Origin of the sequence: Tessaracoccus aquimaris (assembly GCF_001997345.1) — a bacterium.
GTDB lineage: Bacteria > Actinomycetota > Actinomycetes > Propionibacteriales > Propionibacteriaceae > Arachnia > Arachnia aquimaris.
Genome location: NZ_CP019606.1, coordinates 3,280,193 through 3,305,159, shown reverse-complemented (window position 1 = coordinate 3,305,159; position 24,967 = coordinate 3,280,193). Strand labels below are relative to the sequence as shown.

Genomic DNA, 24,967 nt, shown 5'->3' with positions numbered 1-24,967 from the left:
CGCGGCGTGCCGGACGGCCAGTCCCGCGCGATCGTCGGCAGCGACACGTTCGCGATCACGGCGACGACCCAACCGGTGCGCTCATCCGCCCTCGTGGTGCTGTCCGCGACGCCCAGTTGGCTACCGGACGGCTCATTCACCGACTCGTCGCTGGCCGCCGATCTCGAGGACCGGCTCGACCCGCTGCTGACGAGCGCGGAACGTCCCGGCGTGCAGTCGGCCATCGACCCAGCCCTGTACGAGGCCGTCACGCGCCTCTCCGGCACCCACACCGTCGACGGGGCCTCCGTCGGAGGCAACGGGGTCGCGCTGCGCTGGATACAGCGGGTCGACGCGCTCGCCGAGCAGGGGCGCCTCTGGAGGCTCCCCTTCGGCGACCCCGACCTGACACGCGCCGCGCTCAGCGGCCAACTCGACACCGTCATGGACTGGAGCGCCGAGGCGGGTAGCGGGGTCCTGCCAGAGGTCGGCTCCGTCGCGATCCTGCGCGACGGCGCCTCGCCTGACCTGGTCGATCACCTCTCCGATCTCGACACTGTCGTGGTCGTTGGCATGAGCGGCGCGACGTCCGGGACCCCACAACTGCTGGGCGCGCGTCCCATCGGCGCCACCGCGCGACCCGATGGGGGTTCGCTGCCCGAACGCATCACCCGCGAGTTCCTCGCGGTGCGCCCGCCGCTGTACCTCATCGACTCGGTCCAGGCGGCCGACGCCGACGCCGACCTCGGCACTTGGCGCGAACACGTCGCGCCGTCGGCGAAGCCGTCCGAGGCGCTGACCTGGCCCGACACGACCTCCTCCGAGCCGTGGCCGGACCTCGCCGACACCCTCACGCAGGCGTCGAAGGACGCCGCGCTCCTGGACGACCTGACCGACGGTCCCTCGTCGATCAACCTCGCGGTGCTCGGCGCCACGTCGTGGTCGTCCGGATTCTCCGACCAGCGGCAGGCCGTCGCCTACGCCACGGCTGGCTCCCCGCCCGACCTCGACCTGAAGAAGGTCAAACTGCGCGCCGCCGCGTCGTTCGTGATGGGCTCACGCACCAACACCTTCCCTGCGACGCTGACAAACGACCTGAGCGTCCCCGTCACCGTCGGCGTCACCTTCCAGTCCGACTCCCCGCAGCGCATCCGGGTGCCGAGCGTGAAGCCGGTGACGGTCGAGCCTGGCGAGTCCATCACGCTCGACGTCACCCCGGAGGCGACCGCGAACGGTGTCGCCCTCGTCAGGGGGCAGGTCGTCACGACCGGTGGCGTCGCAGTCGGGAAACCCGTAACTATCGAGATCACTGCGACCGACTTTGGGCGCGTCGGCTGGATCATCATCCTCGTCTCGGGTGCAGTACTCCTAGGAGGAACCGCGTGGAGAATCCGCGCGGTGCGCCGGGAACGGGCCAAGGCCTCCGCGGAGGTAAGCGAGTGAGTCAGGTCAGCAGCACGAAGAAGCTCGTCTCGGCGAGCGCCATCATGGCGTCCGGGACGCTGGTCTCCCGTGTCCTCGGCATGCTGCGCGTGGTGCTGATCGTCTACATCCTCGGCACCGGCACCCGCCAGGCCGACATGTTCGAACTGGCCAACACCGTCCCCAACTCCATCTACATTCTCTTCGCGGGCGGCGCCCTCAACACCGTGCTCGTGCCGCAGATCGTGCGCGCCATCAAGAAGGACCCCGACGGTGGCGAGGCGTACACCAACCGCATCATGACGGCGTTCATGCTGATCGTCGGCGTGGTGGCGGTCGGGGTGACCATCGCGGCGCCCGTGATCACGTCGATCTACTCGTCGAGCAGTTGGCGCGCGCCCGAACTGTCCTCGCAGTACGCCTCGCTCGTGGCGCTGGCCTACCTGACGCTGCCGCAGATCTTCTTCTACGGGGCATTCTTCCTGCTCGGGCAGGTCCTCAACGCGCGCGACAAGTTCGGCCCCATGATGTGGGCCCCCATCGCCAACAACGTGGTGTCCATCGCGGTGCTCGCGCTGTACCTGGTCATCTGGGGCAACGACGTCGACACCTCGCTCGCCTTCACCTCCGGGCAGATCTGGATGCTCGGCGCCGGCTCGACGCTCGGCATCGCCGTCCAGACCGCGGTGTTGATCCCCTACGTCCGCAAGGCGGGCTTCAAGATCCGCCCCCGCTTCGACCTGCTGCACACAGGGCTCGGCAAGACGTTCAAGCTGGCCGGGTGGACGCTCGGCTTCGTCGGCGTCAACCAGTTGACGCTGATCGTGGTGCAGCGACTCGCAACCTCCGCGACCGCCTTAACGGGTCACGGCGCCGGCCTGAACGTCTACAACAACGCGCACCTGCTGTGGATCCTGCCGCACTCGCTGATCACGGTCTCGCTCGCCACCGCGATGCTTCCCAACGCGTCGAGGCTCGCCTCCTCCGGCGACAAGGCCGGTGTGGTCGCCGAGTTCACCAAGACGACCCGCCTCGCGCTGATCGTCATCGTCCCGGCCGCCGTCACCTTCCTGGCGCTCGCCGGCCCGATCTCGGCGATCCTGTTCGGGATCGGCCCGAGGGGCAGCGACGCGATCCTGATCGCGTGGACGCTGATGGCGTTCGCGGTAGGCCTGATCCCCTTCACGATCCAGTTCGTGTGCCTGCGCACCTACTACGCGCTGGAGGACACCCGCACGCCGTTCTTCCTGCAGATCCTCATCGCGGGTGTGAACATGCTCGCCGCGATCGGGCTGGTCGCGCTGACCACCTCGACGGATTGGGTCGCGCCTGCGCTCGGGCTGGCCTACTCGCTGGCCTACCTCGTGGGCGTGCTCGTGTCCTGGCAGTTGCTCGCGCGCCGGCTGCCCGGCCTCGGCGGCGGCAAGATCCTGCTGCACCTGATCCGGCTGCTGATCGGCTCGGCCGTCGGCGGCGTGGCGGCCTACTTCGTGTCGGGCTGGGTCACGGACCTGATCGGCGTCCGGCTGGTCGGAGACATCGTGGCGTGCGTGGTCGGCGGCCTGCTGATCCTCGGCTCCTACCTGATCGTCGGGAAGCTGCTCAAGGTCCGCGAACTCGGCAACCTCGGCGAACTGGTGCGCAGCCGCTTCGGTAAGGGCAAGGCGTCGGCGGCATCGGTGACCGGGCCTGACATCACCGACGACCAGGCCACCATCATGCTGCCCGCCTTCGTCGACGACTCCCCCTCGATGGCCGACGACGACTTCGACGACATCGGCCCCGTCACGATCGTGCGGAACCGCCCACCGATCAGCAGGCACACCTTCGGCACGCCTCCCGCCGTCACAGCCCCTGCGGCGCCCGAGGCCCCCGCGACCCAGCCGATGGCCGCCGTCGACCCAGACGTCGCGGACGTGCACGACGCGATCTTCCGACGCCCAGGCTCGAGCGCCCCCGCCCCGTCGCTCGACGACGACCAGGAGGAGTCGACCGACGGGCTCGACGAGGAGTCGACCGCTGAGAACTTCGCGGACCTGCCGACCGGCCCCATCGAGATCTCAGAGGTCTTCCGCGAGTCGAGCAGCCCGCGCCGGGTGCACCCCAGCCACATCGCGACGGTCGGCACGCTGCTGAACACCCGCTACGAGCTGATCGAACTGCTGGCGCAGCGCCACGGCACCGAGTCGTGGCGGGCTCACGACCAGGTGCTGTCGCGCGACGTCATCGTCCACGTGATCGCCCCTGGCGACGAGCGGATCTCCGAGTTGATGACGGCCGCCCGCAAGGGTGCGGTCGCCACCGACTCGCGCTTCCTGCGCGTCCTGGACGCAGACGAGGTGACCGACCCGACGCAGGGCATAGGCGCCTACGTGGTGGCCGAGTACGCCAATGGCCGCTCGCTGACCGAACTGCTCGCCAAGGGCCCGCTGAGCGCCATCGAGGCCGCCTTCATCGTTCGCGAACTCGCCGACGCGCTGGTCGCGGTGCACGGCCAGGGGCTCTTCCACGAGCAGTTGAACCCAGACAACGTGATCATCACCTCCTCCGGTGCCGTCCGACTGGTCGGCTTCGGCACGGAGGCGACGCTCGCGGGCGACGCTCTGGAGAGCAACGCCTGGGCCGTGCGGGAACGTTCGGACGTCGTCGGCCTCGGCAACCTGCTGTACGCCACGCTGGTGCGGCATTGGCCGGGCGGCAGCGACTTCGGCCTGCCCGCGGCGCCCATCGTGGCGGGCGAGACCGCCGCTCCACACAGCGTCCAAGCGGGCATCTCGCCCGCGCTGGACCGCGTCTGCTCGACGACGTTGACGCAGCGCGGCGCGATGTCGGAGCGCCGCATCACGACCGCGGCCCAGTTGGTGACGGCCCTCAACCAGGTGCTCGGCACCGCGGACGCGTCGGCCGACCTTGAGCAGCGCGTCAGGGCGTGGGACTCGCTGCGCGACGCGCCCGTTCCGCCGACGTCGGTGGACGAGCATTCGGGTCAGCTCAGCCTCGCGGCCCCCGCGAAGGGCTCGCCGGTGCGTCAACAGTCGCCCGATCCGCTCGTGCACGAGGAGCCGACCGGCCGGTCGCGCCGGGTCCTGTGGCTGCTGATCGCGCTCGCCGTGGTCGCACTGGTGGTCTCGCTGATCATCGTGGGGGTCAACAGCGCCAAGGACAACGCGGCGGGGCCCTCCCCGACTGGCAGCCCGAGCGTGACGGCGGAGCAGAGCCCGTCTGCTCCGGCGGCGATCACGATCGTCGGCGCGAAGGACTTCGATCCCGACACGGACGGCGGCAATAGCGAGGAGTTCCCCGAACTCACAAAGAACGTGTTCGACGGCGATCCGAAGACGTCGTGGAAGACGATGTCGTACAAGAACCGGCCGAACCTGGGCGGGCTGAAGCCCGGCGTCGGCCTCATCCTCGACCTTGGCGAGGTGCGCAAGGTGAGCAGCGTCGAACTGCTGATGACGGGCGGCGCGACGAGCGTCGAACTGCGCGTGCCGAAGGGCGAGGAGCCGTCGATGCGGACGGAGGCCGACTGGTCGATCGTCGCCGCAGACGCCGCGGCGAAGGGCACCGTGACGATGAAGCTCGACAAGCCTGTGGAGACTCGGTACGTGATGGTGTACTTGACGAAGCTCCCGAAGGTCGGCGACCGCTACATCGGCGAGATCAACGAGATCAAGGTCTCCTGAGCGCCGGTTGAACGCTGGTTGAACCAGCCCGCCAAACGCTGGTTGAGCCAGCCCGCCGACGAAGTCGCGCGGTGCGTCGAAACCCTCGTGACGGGTGCGGAGACCTGGCCAAGTAGCCGATGAAGCTCACGAGGCTTCGACCGATGCAGGCCGCTGACGCGCCCCGCATGGCTCACCCAGCGGTGGTCGCGCGGTGCGTCGCCCCCCAGTCCCAGGCACCCGCGCCTGACGGCTACGCGCAGACCGTCGCACCGTTGGCTGAACTTGTCGAAGCCTCCGAATGGCCTGGCGATCTGGTGGTTTCGGACCCTTCGACACGGGCGCCGGGCGCCCTGCTCAGGGAACGGTTCTTGGGCCAGCCCGACGAGGCCGAGCGGAGTGTCGCGCTGGTTGAGCCACCGGCCGACGAAGTCGCGGGCCGTGTCGCGGTGGTTGAGCCAGCCCGCCGACGACGTCGCGCGGTGCGTCGAAACCCACTGGCCCATGCGCGCATGACTGGCCCAGGATCGCGGAATCCTCACGGGGCTTCGACCGATGCGGGCCGCTGACGCGCCCCGCATGGCTCACCCAGCGGGCGTCGCGCGTGCGTCGATCGGCGTCAGTCGGTCGTCGGGTCGTACAGCGGCGTCGCCGTCCGCATCGCCTCGGCGACCGCCAGGTCCCGCGGGCGACCGCGTTCCCCCAAGCCCGTGATCGCGCCCTCCCTGTCGACCTCGGTGCGGTTCTGGGACAGCTTGAACCGGCCGACCACGTCCGTGATCCGCAACTCCAGGCCGACGATCCCGCGCAGCATCGCGTCGAAATAGTCACCGGGCAGTTCGGACGCCGTCCACGGCCCCCGATGCGCGTCGGCTGGGCAGCCCTCCCCGAACCGGAGTTCGTCGTGCAGCGCACCCAACTCGCTCACCTCGCGGCGAAGCCGTTCCCGGTCCCTGTGCACGGTCAACACGCCTGCGATCTGCACCTGCTTGTAGTTCCACGTCCCCACGCCGCGGCCCTCCGCGCGACCGCGCGCCGCGCCGCCCTCGGAGGCCGGCTGAACGCTCTGGTACCACCGGGGGCTGATGTAGGCGTCGGAACCCTGCACGAGCACGCGGCACGGCACCTCGCCCTCGATGATGGCGAACTGTTCGTTGTGGTCGGACGCGTGGGCGATCAGCAGGTCACCGCGCCACATCGTCGGCAACAGGGTCGCCGAGGGTGCGCCGTCTCCGCTCGTGATCCAGAGTGCGGCCCCGCACGCCTCGAGCAGGTCGCGCGACTGGGCCTCGTCGACGCGCTGGCTCGCTGGGCAGTACACGTAGCTGGCGATGTCCTTGGTCACGGTCCAACTCTAGGCCGTGCTCTCAGGGGAAGATCTGCCCAGGGTGGGACGCGCACGCCTCGGCCCGCCCCCTAGTCTTGGCACATGAGCTATGGCATGTACGGGTATGCATCGGTTCCGGTTCCCTCGATGTTCTACGTCGCCGGAGGATACGGCCAAGAGCACGGCCCTTACCCGGTTCAGGGGCTCGCCCACATGGCGGTGACGGGCACCCTTCGCCCCGACAGCATGATCCGCGACGCCGCTGGCGGCAACTACTTCCCCGCTGCCCAACTGCCGGGGCTGTACTCGAGCCGCGACTGGTCCGTCGCGCTGGTCCTCAGCATCCTGCTCGGCTGCTTCGGCATCGATCGTTTCTACCTGGGCCAGACGGGCCTCGGCATCCTGAAACTGATCACCGGCGGCGGCTTCGGCATCTGGTGGCTGATCGACGTCATCCTGATCGCGACCCGCAAGCAGCCCGACGCGGAGGGTCGCCCGCTGCGCTGACCCGCTGGGTGAGCCATGCGGACGCGCCAGCGGCCCGCATCGGTCGAAGCCTTCGTGACGTTCTGCAACTGCTGGGTCAAGTCCCCGCGCCTGTCGCGAGGGTTTCGACGCACCGCGCGACTACGTCGGCGGGCTGGCTCAACCAGCGCGCATCGTTCGAAGCCCTCGTGACGTTCAAGGCAACTGGTTCTAGCCTCCGCGATCTTTGGTCGCTCGTCGGACTGACTCGGCAGCCGTTCCCTGAGCAGGGCGCCCCGCGCCCGTGTCGATAGGTCCGCAACCACAGGCAGGTCGCGCTCGGCGATCGGAGGCTTCGACAAGCTCAGCCAACGAAGTGCCAGTCAGCGCGAAGGGTCCAGTAGGTTTCGACGCACCGCGCGACTTCGTCGGCGGGCTGGCTCAACCAGCGCATCGCACCGCGCGACCACCGCTGGGTGAGCCATGCGGGACGGGCCAGCGGACCGCATCGGTCGAAGCCCTCGTGACGTTCAAGGCAACTGGTTCTAGCCTCCGCGCGATCTTAGGTCGCTCGTCGGACTGACTCGGCAGCCGTTCCCTGAGCAGGGCGCCCCGCGCCCGTGTCGAAGGGTCCGCAACCACAGGCAGGTCGCGCTCGGCGACCGGAGGCTTCGACTAGCTCAGCCAACGAAGTGCCAGTCTGCGCGAAGGGTCCAGCAGGTTTCGACGCACCGCGCGACTTCGTCGGCGGGCTGGCTCAACCAACGGCTGGCTCAACCAGCGCCGAGGACCTTCGACAGGTCGTAGCTGACCGGCTCCTCCAACTGCTCGTACGTGCACGACTCCGGGTCGCGATCCTCGCGCCAGCGCAGGAACTGGGCCGTGTGTCGGAACCGGTCGCCCTCCATGTGCTCGTAGCGCACCTCGACGACCCGCTCGGGCCGCAGCGGCGTGAACGACAGGTCCTTCTTCGCGTTCCACCGCGAGTGCGCCGCCGACGTCGGGGTCCGCGGGATCGACTGGTCCCGGTTGTCCGGCAGCGACTCCTCCGGCTTCGCCCAAGCCCACGGATGGCCATCGAAGCCGGTCACCAGCGGCTGCAACTCCTCGAACAGTTCCTTCCGGCGCGCCATCGGGAAGGCCCCGATCACGCCGACCGAGTTCAGCACGCCGTCAGCCGTGTAGAGCCCCAGCAGCAGCGACCCGATCGCGTCCGACTCGTCCTTGTACAGCCGGTACCCGGCCACCACGCAGTCCGCCGTGCGCTCGTGCTTGAGCTTGTACATCACCCGCTTGTCCTCGGCGTACGGCTCGTCCAGCGGCTTGGCGATCACCCCGTCGAGCCCAGCCCCCTCGAACTGCTCGAACCACTCCATCGCGAGTGCCTCGTCGTAGGTGCCCTGCGTCAGGAAGATGGGCGGCTCGGCGTTCGCGAGCGCCTTCTCGAGCGCCTCCCGACGCTCCCGGAACGGCCGCTCCGCATAGTTGTCGGTGCCGAGCGCGAGCAGGTCGAACGCCACGAAACTGGCGGGCATCGAGGCGCTGAGCTTCTTGATCCGCGACGCCGCCGGATGGATCCGCTGCTGCAGGGCGTCGAAGTTGAGCCGGTCCCCCGACTCGGGGTCGATCATGATGATCTCGCCGTCGATGACGCTGTGGTCGGGGAAGTTCGCGATGATCGCCTCGACCAGTTCCGGGAAGTAGCGGGTCATGGGACGCGAGTTGCGCGACCCGATCTCGACCATGTCCCCCGAGCGCCAGATCAGCGACCGGAAGCCGTCCCACTTCGGCTCGAACAGGTACTCCCCCTTGGGAAGCTTCTTGACTGGCTTAGCGAGCATCGGCCCGAACGGCGGCACGACGGCGGTGCCCCACTCGGCGTCCCGCTCGGCCTTCGGCGCCATGTAGTCCTCGTCGGCGCGGTCTGTCTTGCGCTTGCTCGGCGGGACGCGGGGCGGCTCGCCCGGCATCTTGGGATAGTCCGGGGGAAAGTTGAGTTCGCCTAGCCCGTTGTCGAGGTCGGCCTGCCACATCGCAAGGGCCCCGGAGACGTCGCCGACGTGCTCGTCGATGTCCGACCAGGGGCAGCCGCGGCGCTTCAGCAGGGCGGGCACGGTGCGGACGGTGAGGTCGCGCGGGTCGGCGTCGACCAGTTCGTCCCAGCTCAGCGGGGTCGACACCGGCGCCCACGCCAGCGGCCGGGGCGAGTAGGCGCCCGCGATGGTGCGATCCCGGTTGGCCTGGTTGAAGTCGACGAAGACCTTCTCGCCGCGCTCCTCCTTCCACCACGACGTGGTGACGAGTTCCGGCATCCGCCGCTCAAGTTCCCGCGCGATCGCGATGACGCCGTGTCGGACGTCTTGGAACTCGTGCGTCGGCGCGATCCGGGCGTACACATGGACGCCGCGGTTGCCGGAGGTCTTGGCGTAGGCCGTCAACCCGCTCTCGGCCATCACCGTGCGCAGTTCGAGGGCGGCGGTGACGGCGTCGCCGAAGTCGCGGCCGGGCTGCGGGTCGAGGTCGATGCGGAACTCGTCGGGGTTGTCCAAGTTGGAGGTGCGCACCGGCCACGGGTGGAACGTGATGGTGCCCATCTGCGCCGCCCAGGCCAGTTCGGCCGGCTCGTCGAAGACGAGTTGCTCGTGACGGCGCCGCGACGGATAGGTGCACATCACCGCCTTGAGGTAGCTGGGCGCGCCGGGCGGCGGACGCTTGGAGAAGAACTCCTCGCCCTCGACGCCGTCGGGGAAGCGCTGCAGCGTCATGGGCCGGTCGCCGTTGAGGAACAGGAACGGCTCGGCGACCGCCAGCAGGTAGTCGGCGAGGTCACGTTTGGTGACGGGGTCGCCGTCGATCGGCCAGAGCACCTTGTCAGGGCTGCTGAGCTTGACCGACCTCGGCTCAGGGCCGGGCACCTCGAGGATCACATCCGCCATGGGGTCAAACCTAAACGCCACAGGCGTTGCGCGCACCGCTTACGCGCGTCGAATCGCCGCATGGCATGGTGGGCGCATGGGGACCAAGCATCCACCGATCGAGCTCAGCCTTGCCGAGATCCGGGCGGTGAGCGACTTCGCGTTGCGCTGCGCCGAGCGCGTCCTGCCGCTGTTCGCTGAGGCATTCCCCGACGACCCGAGGCCAGCCCTGGCGATCCTCGCCGGGCACCGGTTCGCCGACGGCGGCCCGCGTGAGACGGGCCTGCGGCGCGTCGCGATGGACGCCTGGCGGGCGGGCCGCGAGGCGACCGCGGAGGATCACGCGCGGGCCGGTCACGCGGCCTTCTCCGCGTCGTCGGCCGGGGCGTCGGCGTTCCTGCACCCGTTCGCCGAGGAGCATCAGGTCAAGCACATCCTCGGCGCGGGCGGGCACGCGGTGTGCGCGCTCGAACTGGACGATCTCGACGCCCAGGACGGCATTGACTGGGTCGACTCGCTCGCCGACGACGTGGTGCGCGAGGTGCTGCGTCGACTGCCGCCCGCGCCGCCGAAGGGAGGGCGCGTGGGGGCCGTCGTCAGGCGCCTGGATGCGCAGTTGCGCGGCTCAGGCGGCGCCGAGCCCACGGAGCAGGACGCGGACACGGGCGCGTAACGCGGCCTGCCTGTCGGGGGTGCCCCTGCCGACGACGTCCTGCAGCAACTCGCTGACGAGCGCGGAGAACACCCACCTGGCCGCCTCCGCCGGTTCCATCCCCTCGAGGCGGTCCTCGTAGGGGCGCAGCAGCGCCGCGATCCGGCTGACGACCTGGTCGACCAACCCCAGCGCCTCCCGACGCTGCGGGCCGTCCTCGCCGAAGAGGACCTCGCGCAGGAAGGGGGCCGCGTTCTCAGGCTGGCTCTCCGCGAGATCGATGATCGGGCTCAGCAGGTGCAGGATCTCGTCCTCGACGGCGGCGCCTGAGGGGTCCGCGACGCCGTCGACAAGGGGGCGCAGGTGCTCGTTGATGACCATCAGGAGCAACTCGGGCTTGCTGCCGGCGTAACGGAAGAGCGTGCCCTCCGCGATGTCGGCCGCCCGGGCGACCTGCTGCGTCGTGGTGGCGGCGTAACCCTGTTGCGTGAACAGCTCCGTCGCGGCTCGCGAGATGGCGGCGCGCTTGGCCGCCTTGTTGCGGTCGCGTCGGCCGAGGATGGGAACCGTGGTCATGGCAGCACTATAGCCCATTTCAGAGTGCACTCATTTATGAGTAGACTCCTCTTTGTGGATACGCCGCATCATGCCTTGCAGGACGACGAGACGCCGGATCCGGTGCTCGTCGCCAAGAACCTACGCCTCGAGACCGGCCATGGCGTCGTCTTCGACGGAGTCACCACCGAGGTGCCACGCGGCGCCGTCGTGGCCGTCACCGGGAAGGCGGGCGTCGGCAAGTCCGCCCTGCTGCTGGCCTTGACGGGTCGGATGCGCGGGGTCACTGGCGAACTGAGCGTCGACGGTAACGACGCGCTGCGTCACCCCGGCCGGGTGCGCAAGATCACGTCGGTCGCCCGGATTGACGACCTCGTCGAACCGGAGGACTCGCTCTCCCTTGAGGACTGCATCACCGAGCGCACGCTCGCGGACGCAGCATCCGCCCGCTCAAGGATGGCCAACTACCTGCACACGTCCACCCTGCTCGGCCTCGACGTTCCCCTCACGACGCTCTACGGAGACCTGTCCCCCGCCGACCAGGTGAGGGCCGCGATCTCGCTCGCCACGATCCGGCCCGCGCCGCTGATCGTGCTCGACGACATCGACCGTGAGACCACCACCCTTGAACAGGGCGACCTCTGGGAGGGACTGCTGAGGCTCTCCGACGAGGGCGTCAGCATCATCGCCTCCACGTCCGAACGCACCGCCATCCCCCTGTCGGTGCTCTCGATCGAGATGGATACCCCGCATGCCCGATAGCTCACGCAACCCACTCACCCTCGCCCGCTTCGAACTCAAGCGTTTCAAGGGGCCGCTGCCGCGGCTGGCGCTGGTGTTCATCCTGCTGATCCCGCTGCTGTACGGCTGCATCTACCTGGCGGGCAACTGGGATCCCTACGGTCGCCTCGACCAGGTGCCGGTCGCCGTCGTCAACGAGGACGTGCCAACCAAGGTCAACGACAAGGACGTGCACGCGGGCCAGGACTTCGTCGACAGCCTGCACCGCACCGGCACCTTCGACTTCCAGAACACCGACGCCGCCGACGCCGACGCAGGCCTGAAGGACGGCCGCTACTACCTCGTCATCACCGTGCCGAAGGACTTCTCCACCAACCTGGTCAGCGGCCAGGGCGACGACCCGACGCGCGCCAAGATCATGCTGCGCCGCAACGACGCAAACGGCTTCGTGATCGGCACCATCACCAACTCGGCGCAGAACTCGATCGCGAAGGCCATCGACGAGACCGCCGTCAGTAGCTACTTCGAGGCGGTCTTCGCCAACCTCAAGACGATCCGGGAGGGCATGGTCTCCGCCGCGGACGGCGCGGCTCAGCTCGACACCGGCCTCACCGACGCGCACGAGGGCAGCGGCAAGCTCCGGCAGGGCGCCTCCGACGCCGCCGCGGGCGCTGACGAGCTGAACACCGGCGCCGCGAAACTCGCCACCGGCGCGGGCACCGCCGCCGACGGGGCGGGCCAACTGGCCGACGGGCTCACCAAGCTCGACGACGGCGCGTCGAAGCTCAAGGACGGCTCACGACAGGTCGCGGGAGGCACCCAGCAGTTGGCCGACACCCTTGACCCCGTGCTCACGGTCGCGGCCGAGAAGCTGCCGGGAGTCCAGGCCGACGTCACGAAGGCAGCGGACGCCGCCGCCGACCTGACCAGCCTGACCGCGCAGGGAAGCGGCACGACCGCGGGCAACAGCGCAGCCATCTCCGACGCCGTCGACGACCTCGTGGCGCAGCACCCCGAACTCGCCGACGACCCCGCGTTCAAGCGGCTGCAGGCACACACCACCAACCTCGCCTCCATCACCGGCGACGTCGCAAAGCATGCGACGACCATCGCCGACGCGGTCGCGAAGGCCGACGACACCATCCGCAACACCGGCGACCTGTCCACCAAGGCCAAGGACGCCAAGGCCAAGGTCGACGCGCTCAACAGCGGCGCCCAGCAGGTCGCCTCCGGTGCCTCCGACCTGGCGGGCGGCACGTCGACGGCGCTCAGCGGCGCCACGTCGCTGAGGTCGGGCCTCGGCGACCTGAAGTCGGGCGCCGACCAACTCTCCGACGGCGCGGGAACCCTCGCGACAGGGCTGCACACGCTCTCTGAGGGGGCCGTCTCGCTCGACGACGGGCTCGCGAAACTCTCCGACGGCGCCCACGAACTGTCGACCAAGCTGGCCGACGGCGCCGCGCAGATCCCCGCCCTGACCGAGGACCAGGAGGCCGACGCTGTCAGCGTGCTGTCTGCCCCTGTCGACGTGACGATGACCGTCGACAACCCGGCGCACGTCTACGGCCGCGGCCTCGCGCCGATGTTCTTCTCGATCGCGCTGTGGGTGCTCGGCATCTCCGCGTTCTTCATCGTCCGGCCGATCACGGGCCGGGTGCTGGCTGCGCGGGGCAGCGACCTGCGGATCGGCCTGACGGCGTGGGCGCCGCTCGGGTTCATCTCGGTGATCGCGGGCTGGTTGATGCTCGCCGCAGCCTGGATCGGCCTCGGCCTCGACCCGGTGCATCCGTGGCTGATGATCCTGCTCGTGACGGTGGTCTCGCTCGCGTTCTCCGCGGTCGCGCACCTGATGAGAACCTGGCTCGGCTTCGTGGCGACCGCCGCGATGCTGGTGCTCCTGATCCTGCAGTTGACCGCCGCGGGGGGCACCTATCCTCCGGAGTTGCTGCCGCCTTTCTTCGCGGCGATCGGCCACTTCGTCCCGATGAGTTACTCGATCGACGCGTTCCGGATCGCGATCTCGGGCGGGCTGATGAGCAAGTTCGTCCGCGACCTGGCACTGCTGGCGACGCTGTTCTTCTCCTGCATGGCGCTGCTGGTGCTCGTGGTCCACCGCAAGCGCAGGTTCACCGTCAAGGACCTCCACCCACCGCTGTGACCCGCTGGTTGAAGGACGCGCCAGCGGACTTCATCGGTCGCGTTGGTTGAGCCGACGCGTCAGCGGACTCCATGGGACGCGCTGGTTGAGCCATGAAGGACGCGCCAGCGGACTTCATCGGTCGAAACCCACCGCACACCGACAGGCAGACCCGGCACCGGGCGCCAGGGGTTTCGACACAGCAGCAGACGACTACGTCGCCGCGGCTGGCTCAACCAACGACACGCTGGTTGAGCCTTGAAGGACGCGCCAGCGGACTTCATCGGTCGAAACCCCACCCGCACCCACAAGCAGACCCCGCACCGGGCGCCAGAGGGTTTCGACACAGCAGCAGACGACTACGTCGCCGCGGCTGGCTCAACCAGCAAATCCCCGCACCGGGCGCCAGGGGGTTTCGACGCAGCAGCAAGGGACTGCGTCGCCGCGGCTGGCTCAACCAACGACACGCTGGTTGAGCCATGAAGAACGCGCCAGCGGACTTCATCGGTCGAAACCCACCGCACCCGACAAGCAGACCCCGCACCGGGCGCCAGGGGGTTTCGACGCAGCGGCAGGCGACTGCGTCGCCGCGGCTGGCTCAACCAGCGAAACCCAGCACCGGTGCCAGAGGTTTCGACCGATGAAACGACGCTCCGCGCCGTCTCATGGCTCAACCAGCGGCTCAGTCCTCCTTGGGGACCTCCACGATGTCGGCCTCGGCGGCGTGCCTACGCACGGAGTCGACGCCGTTCTTCGCGCTCGCCTTCGACGAGTAGCCCTGGCTGGTCGCGATGACCTCGCCGTTGGACGCCTTCAGGCGGAAGCGCCACTTGCCGCCCTTGTCCTCGTAGACCTCGAACTTGCCTGCCATGGCGTGCCCCTTCGCTCGCTCTTGCCGGGAGCGGCTCTGCTCCCAGGCACACCATAGGGCGAGGGTCCCGTGCCCGGGCGAACTTGACGGGGATCGGTGCGACCGGATGAGCATCGCCGGTGCCGACGACGCGCGTCCTCAGGTGGTGCCGATGTGGCGGGCCACCGGATCCGGGAGCGGATACGGGCGCTCGACGGGCAGCGGAGACTTACCCGATCGGATGTCGGGCAGCGACTCGGTGATGTCGTCGAGGCCGACGACCCACTCGTCGACGTAGCGACGAACCGCGGGCCCCGTGAGGCCGATCTGCAGCGATCGGTGCGACAGGGGCGCCCCGCTGATGGTGCGCTCGGGGTCCCACTGGATCCGCACCGGCGAGGACGCCAACTCGGCCCGCCACGCCTCCTGGGATTCGTGGTGCTCCGGGTCGAACGCGCTCAGGCACGCCTGCGCGAGGGCCGCCTCGAATCCCGTGCGACGGATGCGCACGGCGAGCACCCGCTCCTGTCCCGACTTCTGCGCCCAGCCGCAGCGGTACATCATCCACAGGAAGGACGGCTTGATCCAGGTCATCCTGTCCATCGAGAACGGCGCGACGAAGGTGCCCGCCTCGACGGCGCGCGCGGCGATCTCCGGCCGGTAGGCCTGGTAGACGGTGATCGTGTCCCCGTCGTAGTCGGCACGGATCTGTCGGGTGGGCACCATGGCACCACGGTATCCAACGGAGCCAGCCGAGGAGGGCGTACCAAGGGACTATGCCCGGGACGCGGGGCGGGGGCGACCGTCAGGCCGCCCGCGCATCCCCCTCAGGAGGTTCAGCGCAGATCCGTCACCGGGGCCGGATCCATGTCATCGAAGGCCTGGTTCTCGCCCGCCATCGCCCACACGAACGCGTACGACGCGGTGCCGACGCCGGAGTGCAGCGACCAACTGGGCGAGATCACGGCCTGCCGGTCGGCGACCATCAGGTGCCTGGTCTCCTCGCGCTCGCCCATCAGGTGCACCACGCGGGCGTCGTCGGCGACGTCGAAGTACAGGTAGCACTCGGTGGGTCGGTCGTGGGTGTGGGCGGGCATGGTGTTCCACATCGAGCCCTCGTGCAGGCGGGTGACGCCCATCACGACCTGGCAGGACTGCACGCCGTTGGCGTGGATGTACTGCGTCAGGGTGCGCCGGTTCGACGTCTTCTGGTCGCCGAGTTCGAGGACGTTGCCCTCGTCGGGGTTGACCAGCACGGACGGGTAGGTGGTGTGGGCGGGTGCGGAGAACAGGTAGAACTGCGCCCCGGCGCCCGGCTCGTCGGAGAATGCGACGGACGCGATTCCGCGGCCCAGGTAGAGGCAGGCGCCCGGCACCAGGTCGTATCGCTGCCCGTCGGCCGTCACGCTGCCGGGGCCGCCGACGTTGACGATGCCGAGTTCGCGGCGCTCGAGGAAGGTGTCGCTGCGGATCTCGGCGTAGCCGGGCAGGTCGAGCGTGCCGCCGTCGGGAACCGCGCCGCCCAGCACGATCCGGTCGTGGTGGGTGAAGGTCAGGCGGATCTCGCCGGGCACGAACACCTCCTCGACCAGGTAGGTGGCCCGCAGGTCGGCGGTATCCATGCCGGGGATCTGCGACGGGTGGGTGGCGTAACGCTGTTCCATGGTGATTATCTCCGATGGGTTGTTGGTGGTCAGCGGACGAGCCAACCGCCGTCGACGGGGAGGATCGCCCCCGTGACGTAAGCGGCGGCGGGCGAGGCGAGGAAGACGAGCGCGCCGGTCAGGTCGTCGGGGCGACCCCAGCGCCCGGCCGGGATGCGGCCGCGGATCGACGCCTCCCGCTCGGGGTCGGCGCGCAGCGCCTCTGTGTTGTCGGTGTCGATGTAGCCGGGGGCGATGGCATTGACGGTGACGCCGGAGGCGGCCCACTCGTTGGCGAGCGCACGGGTCACGCCAGCGACGGCGTGCTTGGACGCGGTGTAGGCGGGCACCAGGATGCCGCCCTGGAACGACAGCATCGAGGCGATCGAGATGATCCGGCCGCTGCCCCGCTCGACCATGTGCCTGCCTGCCGCCTGCGACAGGTGGAACAGCGCGTCGAGGTTGACGCGCAGCACCGTGTCCCACGCGTCGGCCGGGTAGTCGACAGCGGGCGCCCGGTGGATGGTTCCCGCATTGTTGACGAGGACGTCGAGGCGGCCCAGTTCAGAGACGGCCCGATCCACGTCAGAGGCCAACTCGCCCGGGGTGGCCTCGGCCAGGTCCCTGGTGATCTCAACGGCCCGGCGGCCAAGCGCGCGGATCTCGGCGGCGGTCGCGCTCGCGTCGCCGCGGTTGAGCAGCGCCACGTCCGCGCCCGCCGAGGCCAGCGCGACGGCGGCCGCGCGGCCGATGCCCTTGCTCGACCCCGTGACAAGCGCGGTGCGACCCTCCAGGCTGAACTGTTCGAGGATTCCCATCTCCTGCTCCACTCTCTCTTCGCTCACCAGTAGGGGCGCCAGGACGGGTCGCTGCTGCGACGGAGCGCCTCGAGGTAGAAGTAGTCGCCCCAGAGCGTCCCCTCGTCGACGCCGATGCCGCCGGGCATGTCGTAGACGCCGTGCAGCAGCAACGGGTCGGCACCGGTGGTCGTGTCGGCCGTGTAGCCGCGGATCAGGGAGTCGAGGATCGCCTCGCCCGCGGCGCGGTACCGCTCACCGTCGTCGAGTTGGCCCGCCAGTTCGTACAGCCCGCACACGGCGATGGCGGCGGCCGACGAGTCGCGAGGCGCGGCGCTTCCGTCGCGGTAGTCCAGGTCCCAGTACGGGACCAGGTCCTCCGGCAGGTGGTCGAGGAAGTAGTCGGCGCAGCGGCGCGACGCGTCGAGCAATTCGGCCGACCCGACGGCGGAGGCGTTCAGCGCGAAGCCGTAGATGCCCCAGGCTTGCCCCCGCGCCCAGCAGGAGGTCGGCGAGGCGCCCTGAGCCGTGCCACCGCCGAGCGGCGCTCCGGTCTCCTCGTCCCAGCCGAAGGTGTGGAACGTCGAGTCGTCGTCGCGGACGATGTGTCTGGCCAGTTGCTCGCAGTGCCTTCGGACGACCTCGTCGAAGCGCTCCCGACCGGTGCGGGCACCCGCCCAGGTCAGCAGCGGCATGTTGAGCAGGCTGTCGATGATGGTGTGGCCGCGGTGTTCCGGGTCGGAGAGGTCGCCCCAGGCCTGGACGATGCCCGCAGGCTCCAGGAACCGGCCCGTCAGGTGCTCCGCGGCCGCGACCGCGGCCTCCGCCGCCGTGGCGTCACCCGTCAGGCGGTGCGACGCGACGCAGGACAGCGAGTAGAGGAAGCCCAGGTCGTGCATGTCGAGGTCCTCGCCCTCGCGGACCCTGCGGACGAAGTCAGCGGTGCCCGCCGCAGCGGCCTCGCGGACGGCCGGGTCTCCCCCGACCTCCCAGGCGATCCACTGCATGCCGACCCAGAAACTCGTTGTCCAGCCGTGGTTGCCGCCCTCAGGGACGGCGCCGGCCGCCGGCCGGGGAAGGTAGCGACCGTCTGTGGTGGTGTCGTCGGGAAACCCCCGGAAGTCGGTGGCGTTGCGTGCGACGGTCTCGACTGCCCGGTCGAGGGCGGCTTGGACGCGGCCCGTCACATCGGCCAGGTGGCCTCTGTCGTGGGTCATTGCGTTTCCTTTCGTGGCTGAAAATGGGTGCGGCGAACTACGGGTCGCTCCCGGTGGTGGATCGATCAGGGTGTTACTTGACGCTGCCCGCTGTGAGGCCTGCCCTCCAGAAGCGCTGCAGCATCACGAAGGCGACGACGAGCGGAATGATGCTCAACATCGAACCGGTGATGACCATGGGCGTGTACTCGGGCATCGCGACGGAGTAGCCCTGCCACAGCGACATGCCGACGCTGACGGGGAACAGGGAGCGGTCCTGCAGCATCACGAGCGGAAGCATGAAGTTGTTCCAGATGCCGACGAACTGGAACAGCCCGATCGTGACGTAGCCGGGCACCAGCATCGGCAGCCCGATGGACACGAACGTGCGGATCGGTCCTGCGCCGTCGACGCGGGCCGCCTCGAGGGTCTCGTCGGGGACGTAGCCAGCACTGAAGATGCGGGCCAGGTACACGCCGAACGGGTTGCAGAGCACCGGGATCAGCACCGACCACATCGTGTTGTTGATCCCGACCTGCGCGGCGAGCAGGTACAGCGGGAGCACGGTCGCGGTGTTGGGGATCAGGACCCCGACCAGCACGAAGCCGAATAGCGCCGACCTGCCCTTGAAGCTGAACTTGTCGAAGGCGTAGCCGGCGAGCACCGAGATCAGGCCGCCGACGACGGCACCGACCCCGAGTACAGCAGGCTGTTGAGCATCCACCGCAGGAAGACGCCGTTCGCCTCGCCGAGCACTGACCCGATGTTGCTCCACAGCGACATCCGCCCGAACGCGAACCCGGGGGTGCCGTACAGGTCGGCGTTGTTCTTGGTCGCGGCGAAGAAGAGCCACACGATCGGCAGCACCATGTAAGCCGAGCCGAGGATCAGCAGGCCGTTGACGCTGAGGCCGGTGGCGCTGGGGCGCCTGCGCCTGCGGCGCGGTGCGAGCGCGTCGAGGGTCGCCGGATCGGTGCCGACGCCGGCCCGGGGCGTCGGACGGGGCGGGGTCGCGACGGCGGTGGTGGTGCTCATGAGGTGGCCTTCCTGGAAGTGAACCGCGTCACGATCCAGGACAGGACCCCGGCGAGGAGCGCGAGGATGACCGACGCGGCCGCGGCCTGCGGGAGGTTGTTGCGGTTGAACGCGGCGTCGTAGGCCCACATGTTCGGCACCCAGGTGCTGGTGACCGACGTGGTGGCGCGCGACAGGATCGACGGCTCGGTGAACATCTGCAGGGTGCCGATCACGGTGAACAGCAGAATCACGGAGAGCGCGGGCGCGATCAGCGGGGTCTTGATCGACAGCGCGGTGCGGAACCCGGAGGCCCCGTCGACGTATGCGGCCTCGATGACCTCGCGGGGGACCGCCTGCAGCGCGGTGAACAAGATGATGACGTTGTAGCCGGTCCACTCCCACACGCTGATGTTCACGATCGAGGGCAGCACCATGGAGGCGCCGAGGAAGTTGACCTGGATGCCACCGCTGGCGAGTGCCGAGACGATGGGGCTGACGCCGGGGGTGTAGAGGTACGACCAGATCAGCGCGGCGATGACGCCGGGCACCGCGTGCGGCAGGAAGAGCATCAACTGGAAGAAGCGCTTTGCCTTCGTGACGGCCGCGTCGAGGAGCAGGGCCATCAGGAGCGCGAGGCCGATCATGATGGGGATGTACATGCCGACGTAGAGCGCGAGCCTGCCGAACCCGGCGACGAACGTCTCCGAGGCGAGCACGTCGCGGTAGTTCTGGATGCCGACGAACTCCCGCACGAAACCGCCGAAGCCGAGGCCGGAGCGTCGGTCGGCAAACAGGCTGAGGCCAACGGCGTAGCAGAGCGGGGCGAGCATCGCCACGACGAACAGGGCGAAGAACGGGGTGAGGAACAGCGCGGCGACGCGGCCCCCTCCCCGGATGCGGTTGCGGCGGGGAGAGCGGGTCATGGTGGTGGACATGAGTGCCTCCAGGTTTGGCCCGGGGCGGCCGGTGTGGCCGCCCCGGGGCGGGATCACTTGACGGAGAGGCCGAGCTGCTTGAGGCCGTCGACCGTCAGCGTGGCGGACTTCTCGAGGGCGGCGGGGATGGTGCCGTTGGCGCCGACCGCTGCGAGGTTGTCCTTCAGGGCCGTGGAGGTGATGTCCCAGTTCGGGCCCCACTGCCAGCCCTTGACAACAGAGGCGGCCGACTCGTCGAAGACGCTGTAGATGTCGTTGGCGAAGTAGTCGACGGGGAAGACGCTCTTGGCCTGCTCGGTGAGGCCGGGGAAGGCCAGGTAGGCCGACCCGACCTCGCCGCGGGCCTTGATGGCCTCAGGGTCGGTGGTGAGGAACTTCAGGAACTCGGCGGCGGCCGCGGTGTTCTTGGAGTCCTTGGTCATCACGAAGCTGGTGCCTCCGTAGAAGGCGCTGGAGGGGGCGTCCCGGGACGGCGGCTGAGCGGCGATCCACTTGCCCGCCTGGTCGGTGCCTTCGGTGCGGGCCTTGAGGCCGGCCGCGCTCCAGCTAGCGCCGATCAGGCCGACGGTCACGCCGCTGCCGAGGTCGGCGGTCCACTCATCGCTGAAGGAAGGCTGCACCTTGACGAGGTCGTCGTCGACGAGGCCCTGCCAGAATGCCGCGACCTTCGCGGAGGTCTCATCGTTGACGCCGATCTTCCAGGAGTCGCCCTCGGTGCCGAACCACTTGGCGCCTGCCTTCCAGGAGAGGGCGGCGACGATGGCGGGCTCGTTGGGGTTGAAGCTGACGAGGTACGCCTTGGGGTCGTGCTTGCGGACGGCCTCAGCGGCGGCGCGGAACTCGTCCCACGTCTTGGGGACCTCGACGCCGGCTGCCTTCAGCACGTCGGACCGGTAGTAGAACACCAGCGGGGCGGCGTCGTATGGCATGCCGTAGGTCTTGTCGCCGAAGGTGACGAGGCCGCGGACCTGCTCGGGGTACTTGGAGAGGACCTCTTCGCCGACGATGTCGTCGAGCGGCTGCAGCTGCTGGTTGGCGACGAACTGCGGCAGTTGCGGGTACTCGATGCCGACGACGTCTGGGCCGGTGTTCGACGTCAGGGCCGCGGACAGCTGGGCGTAGCCGCCGTTGGCGCCGTTGGGGATCTCCTGGAACTTCACCGTGATGTCGTCCTGCGAGGAGTTGAACTTCTCGGTGACCGCGTCCATGCCGCCGATGGCGGACCAGAACGTGATCTCACCAGAGGGCTTCTCGGCGGGGGCGGGTGCGGTGGGGCTGCTGGTCTCCGCCGGTGCGGGGTTTGCGCCTGCACAGCCGGCCATCAGGCCGGTGACGAGACAGGCGGCGACGGCGGTGAGGATACGTCGCGGATTCATGAATTCTCCTTCGAATATCAGTGACGACGCCTACCTAACCGCCGAACTCCGAACATTGCCAGGGAAAAACCCAACATCGAACAGAATCGAACATTTAGGATGCGGTCGACTCTCTCTGCACCAAGGTCGGGATCAGGGTGGCACGAATCACGGCCGAGGCGGGAGTCCGGCTTGTCAGGCGCTCGAAGCACATGCGCATCGCGCTATGCCCGAGGTCGAACTTGGGCGGGGCGACCGCCGTGATGGGCACCTGAGCGAGCGCCGCGAACTCGTCGTCGTAGGCGACGATGCTGAAGTCGCGCGGGGTGTGGAAGCCGCGCTCCGCCGCCAGGTCGACGAAGGCCATCGCGTCGGTGTCGTTGTGGATCACCACGGCGCGCACCCCCTGCTGGACGCAGTGCTCGACCAGTTGCTCGACGGAGGTGACCAGGTCGTCGGTGCCGATCCGAGGGTTGGGAAGCGTCCAGAACAGCCCTTCGGGGTCCTCGCCGTTGCGCTCCAGGACGCGCCGGTGCCCGAGCCTCAGCCAGGGAGCCGTCGCGCTGGTGCGCGCCGCGAGCAGCACCCGCCGGTGGCCCAACTCGTAGAGGTGCTGCATGGCGAGTTCGGCCCCGTAGGCGTGGTCGGTGCGGACGGACTCGATGGTCGCGCTGCCGGGGCCGGGCAGCACCTCGCGCTCGACGACCACGACCGGCTTGGTCGCGGTCGCCAGCAGTTCCCGGACGGGCGAGTCCTGGTCGACCTGGCTGGCCGGGGTGATCAGCAACCCGTCGACGCCGCCGCGCAGCAGTCTCTCGGCCTGGCGGACCTCCTGCGTGACGGAGTAGTTGGTGGTGCCGAGCACTAGCCGCACCGCGTAGTCGCGGGCCGCGGCCTGCGCACCCTGGATGACGGCCGGGTAGTAGTAATCGGCAGAGGGGACGACCATCCCGATGGTCGCCACGGGCCGGGCGACCCTTCCGTCCCTGCGGTCGGCGCGTGAGCGCTGCGTCGCCACCGACCTCGAGATCGCGCCGCCGTGCACCCTCTCCAACAGGCCGAGGTCCTCAAGTCGCGCCAGGTCGCGCCGCACCGTCATGGGCGAAACCCCATGTCGCGTCGCGAACGCGGTCACCTGCATGCTGCCGTGCAGTTCGAGTTCTCGAAGAATGGCGTCCTGTCTACCTTCGGCGACCATGCCGACCCCCTGGATGTTTGCTTCTGTGCCTTTGAGCGATTCTGTCTCATCCTATGCCTCAGAGTGGCCTAGTATCTGAGCCGATCGCAAAGGAGCGTCGATGCCAGACCTGACGAGCCACGCCGGCTGGGTGCACTCCGCCGACGACCTGCTGGCCGCGCTGCAGCCCCATCGGACGACCTCCGGGGCCCTCTACCGGGTGCCTGGTAGGCCGAGTTGGTCCGGGGAGCAGTCCGACGGGCTTGAGGGCTTCGCACGATCCTTCCTGCTGCTGGCCTTCCGGGTCGCAGGCACTGGCGGCGCGTCGAGTGGTGCGCTGCTTGAGGACTACCGCGAGGGACTCGTCGCCGGGGTGAGGCAGGGGCACGCCGACTCCTGGCCGCGCATCGTCGACCGGGGCCAGGCGCTCGTCGAGGCCGCCTCGATCGCGATCGGCCTGCACCTGACGCGGCCGTGGCTCTGGGACGCCCTGAGCGAGGCCGAGCAGGGCCTGATCGCCGCGTGGCTGGCGCCGTCGGCCGGCGTCTCCACCCCCGACAACAACTGGGTGTTGTTCCCGGTGATCGTGCAGGAGTTCCTGGCCTCCGTCGGGCTGCCAGCGGACCGGGGCAGGATCGCCTCCGGCCTTGCGCGACTCGAGGACTGGTACGACGGCAACGGCTGGTACCGCGACGGCGCCGGGCAGAACTTCGACTACTACAACGCCTGGGCGCTGCACCTGTACCCGACGATGTGGACGATGCTCCGCGAGGGCACCGCGCCGGACGAGGCTCTGGAACGCCGCGCGGGCTACGGCGAGCGGCTGGCGAGGTTCCTCCCCCAGCACCTGCTGTTCTTCGGGCGCGACGGCTCGCCCGTGTTCCAGGGCCGCTCGCTGAGCTACCGGTTCGCGGCGCTCGCGCCGCTGTGGGTCGACCAGTACGCCGGCTTCGGCATCGTCGAGCCGGGAGTGGCGCGCGACCTCGCGGCCCGCACGCTCGGCTTCTTCGTCGACGGCGGGGCGCTGAACGAGGGCCGGCTGACGAGCGGCTGGCTGGGAGAGTTCCCGCCGATGATCCAGCCGTACTCGGGCCCAGCGTCGCCGTACTGGGCCTCCAAGGGCTTCCTGGGCCTCGCGCTCGGGCCCGACCACCCCGTCTGGAACGACCCGCCCCGCGAGGCGGCGGACGAGCGCCGCGACGTCGTCGTGGTGGCCAAGGAGCCCGGCTTCCTTCTGGCCCGGACCGGGGCGGACGGGATCGCCCGGATCGTCAACCATGGCAGCGACAACCACCCGCCGCTGGTCGGCCTCGACGACCCGCAGTACGGTCGGCTGGCCTTCTCGTCGGCGACCGCACCGAGCTTCGATCCCGACCCCGTCGACTCACACGTCGCGCTCGTGGACGAGGCCGGGGTCGCCTCGCGACGCGGCGGGATCGTCAGGGAGCAGGCCGCAGCAGGCACGCTGGCGAGTTCGCACGTCCCGCTGTGGGCCGACCAGTCCGCAGGCGTGGGGTTGAGGATCTTGACGGCGTCGACTGCCGTCGGGCCGCACGTCGTCCAGGCGCACGTCATCTCCTCGGAGCGCGACCGCGAGTTCGCCGTCCGGGTCGGCGGGTGGGCGGTCGCCTCTGACCTGCCGCCGGTCGCCTCGGAGGCCAGCCAGGGGTGCACAGTCACCGCCGCCTGGGGTACGCGCAGCAACGCCGGGGACGGCGCGCTGGGAGCCCGGGTCGCGCCGTCGAGCGAGGGCGCTCGGGAGGGGGAGGCCAGGCTTGCTCCACCGAGCGACGGCGGTCGGACGCTCGCCTCGCGACTGGTGATCGTGCACGGCGAGGCGACCCCTGCCGTGCACCGTGCGACCGGCACCAGCCCGTTGGGCACGGAGGTCGCCGTCCCGGTGCTGGTGGCGCGACACTCGGGCCGCCGGACGGTGTTGGTCACCGTCTCGACGCTCACCGGCTCGGATCCGGTCGACCCGCCCCGCGTCCTCACCGCTTTGGTCGACGACAAGCTGATCGTGGAGGTCGACGGCGCCGCGACCATCCGCCTCCCCATGGCCCGTTAGCCAGCCTACGACCCGTCCAGGACCGGTGAAGTAGCCGCGGTGCACGTCTGGCGTTGAGCAGCATTCGGTGC

The 24,967-nt window shown here is 69.5% G+C and carries 20 protein-coding genes; 7 read left to right on the top strand and 13 right to left on the bottom strand.

What is annotated here, in order from left to right:
• The first annotated feature begins 6 nt into the window (after positions 1-6).
• Both BW730_RS15040 and murJ read left to right on the top strand, forming a co-directional pair.
• Positions 7-1,422, top strand: coding sequence for a DUF6049 family protein (locus BW730_RS15040; protein WP_077686976.1), 1,416 nt, complete (start codon positions 7-9; stop codon positions 1,420-1,422).
• On the top strand, positions 1,419-5,087 hold the full coding sequence (gene murJ, locus BW730_RS15035) for a murein biosynthesis integral membrane protein MurJ (protein ID WP_077686975.1): 3,669 nt from the start codon (positions 1,419-1,421) through the stop codon (positions 5,085-5,087). The genes BW730_RS15040 and murJ overlap by 4 nt, the downstream gene beginning before the upstream one ends.
• Before the next feature lie 598 nt (positions 5,088-5,685).
• On the opposite strand, the gene BW730_RS15025 is transcribed toward murJ, so the two are convergent.
• Complete coding sequence (locus tag BW730_RS15025) at positions 5,686-6,411, bottom strand: FMN-binding negative transcriptional regulator (protein WP_077686973.1); 726 nt, start codon at positions 6,409-6,411, stop codon at positions 5,686-5,688.
• Between the two features lie 84 nt (positions 6,412-6,495).
• Between BW730_RS15025 and BW730_RS15020 the strand changes: the two genes are divergently transcribed.
• On the top strand, positions 6,496-6,900 hold the full coding sequence (locus BW730_RS15020; protein ID WP_077686972.1) for an NINE protein: 405 nt from the start codon (positions 6,496-6,498) through the stop codon (positions 6,898-6,900).
• Positions 6,901-7,631: 731 nt separating this feature from the next.
• Here BW730_RS15020 and BW730_RS15015 read toward each other — a convergent pair.
• A complete protein-coding gene (locus BW730_RS15015) occupies positions 7,632-9,794 on the bottom strand; it encodes an ATP-dependent DNA ligase (protein WP_077686971.1) in 2,163 nt (720 codons plus the stop codon).
• 76 nt (positions 9,795-9,870) lie between these two features.
• On the opposite strand from BW730_RS15015, the gene BW730_RS15010 reads away from it, so the two are divergent.
• The gene (locus tag BW730_RS15010) at positions 9,871-10,446 is read left to right on the top strand and encodes a putative immunity protein (RefSeq protein WP_077686970.1); all 576 of its coding nucleotides are present in this window, start codon (positions 9,871-9,873) and stop codon (positions 10,444-10,446) included.
• On the opposite strand, the gene BW730_RS15005 is transcribed toward BW730_RS15010, so the two are convergent.
• Positions 10,399-11,001 carry a TetR/AcrR family transcriptional regulator gene (locus BW730_RS15005; protein WP_158522690.1) on the bottom strand — a complete coding sequence of 201 codons (603 nt, stop codon included), beginning with the start codon at positions 10,999-11,001 and terminating at the stop codon, positions 10,399-10,401. The two genes, BW730_RS15010 and BW730_RS15005, sit on opposite strands and share 48 nt — an antisense overlap.
• 54 nt (positions 11,002-11,055) lie before the next feature.
• On the opposite strand from BW730_RS15005, the gene BW730_RS15000 reads away from it, so the two are divergent.
• A complete protein-coding gene (locus tag BW730_RS15000; protein WP_158522689.1) occupies positions 11,056-11,742 on the top strand; it encodes an ATP-binding cassette domain-containing protein in 687 nt (228 codons plus the stop codon).
• Positions 11,732-13,879, top strand: coding sequence for a YhgE/Pip domain-containing protein (locus tag BW730_RS14995; RefSeq protein WP_077686967.1), 2,148 nt, complete (start codon positions 11,732-11,734; stop codon positions 13,877-13,879). Before BW730_RS15000 ends, BW730_RS14995 begins: the two co-directional genes overlap by 11 nt.
• Before the next feature lie 661 nt (positions 13,880-14,540).
• On the opposite strand, the gene BW730_RS14990 is transcribed toward BW730_RS14995, so the two are convergent.
• The 10 genes from BW730_RS14990 to BW730_RS14950 form a co-directional block, all read right to left on the bottom strand.
• Positions 14,541-14,729, bottom strand: a complete 189-nt coding sequence (locus BW730_RS14990) for a YegP family protein (protein ID WP_077686966.1) — start codon at positions 14,727-14,729, stop codon at positions 14,541-14,543.
• A 138-nt stretch (positions 14,730-14,867) separates the two neighbouring features.
• Positions 14,868-15,434 carry a DUF4291 domain-containing protein gene (locus BW730_RS14985; RefSeq protein ID WP_077686965.1) on the bottom strand — a complete coding sequence of 189 codons (567 nt, stop codon included), beginning with the start codon at positions 15,432-15,434 and terminating at the stop codon, positions 14,868-14,870.
• 110 nt (positions 15,435-15,544) lie between these two features.
• Positions 15,545-16,372: a 5-dehydro-4-deoxy-D-glucuronate isomerase gene (kduI, locus tag BW730_RS14980; RefSeq protein WP_077686964.1), complete on the bottom strand. Its 828-nt coding sequence runs from the start codon at positions 16,370-16,372 to the stop codon at positions 15,545-15,547.
• A gap of 29 nt (positions 16,373-16,401) precedes the next feature.
• The gene (gene kduD, locus BW730_RS14975) at positions 16,402-17,169 is read right to left on the bottom strand and encodes a 2-dehydro-3-deoxy-D-gluconate 5-dehydrogenase KduD (protein ID WP_077686963.1); all 768 of its coding nucleotides are present in this window, start codon (positions 17,167-17,169) and stop codon (positions 16,402-16,404) included.
• A 23-nt stretch (positions 17,170-17,192) separates the two neighbouring features.
• Entirely contained in the window at positions 17,193-18,365 is a 1,173-nt protein-coding gene (locus tag BW730_RS14970) for a glycoside hydrolase family 88 protein (protein ID WP_077686962.1), read from the bottom strand.
• A gap of 73 nt (positions 18,366-18,438) precedes the next feature.
• Positions 18,439-19,068, bottom strand: coding sequence for a carbohydrate ABC transporter permease (locus BW730_RS14965; RefSeq protein WP_226996845.1), 630 nt, complete (start codon positions 19,066-19,068; stop codon positions 18,439-18,441).
• Positions 19,014-19,379 (bottom strand): ABC transporter permease family protein, encoded by a 366-nt coding sequence (locus tag BW730_RS19525; RefSeq protein WP_226996844.1) that lies wholly within the window; start codon positions 19,377-19,379, stop codon positions 19,014-19,016. The genes BW730_RS14965 and BW730_RS19525 overlap by 55 nt, the downstream gene beginning before the upstream one ends.
• Entirely contained in the window at positions 19,376-20,296 is a 921-nt protein-coding gene (locus BW730_RS14960; protein WP_077686961.1) for a carbohydrate ABC transporter permease, read from the bottom strand. The genes BW730_RS19525 and BW730_RS14960 overlap by 4 nt, the downstream gene beginning before the upstream one ends.
• 53 nt (positions 20,297-20,349) lie before the next feature.
• Positions 20,350-21,672, bottom strand: a complete 1,323-nt coding sequence (locus BW730_RS14955; RefSeq protein ID WP_077686960.1) for an ABC transporter substrate-binding protein — start codon at positions 21,670-21,672, stop codon at positions 20,350-20,352.
• Between the two features lie 94 nt (positions 21,673-21,766).
• Entirely contained in the window at positions 21,767-22,849 is a 1,083-nt protein-coding gene (locus BW730_RS14950) for a LacI family DNA-binding transcriptional regulator (protein WP_077686959.1), read from the bottom strand.
• Between the two features lie 100 nt (positions 22,850-22,949).
• Here BW730_RS14950 and BW730_RS14945 point away from each other — a divergent pair, with 100 nt between their 5' ends.
• Positions 22,950-24,896 carry a DUF2264 domain-containing protein gene (locus BW730_RS14945; RefSeq protein WP_077686958.1) on the top strand — a complete coding sequence of 649 codons (1,947 nt, stop codon included), beginning with the start codon at positions 22,950-22,952 and terminating at the stop codon, positions 24,894-24,896.
• Positions 24,897-24,967 lie beyond the last annotated feature (71 nt).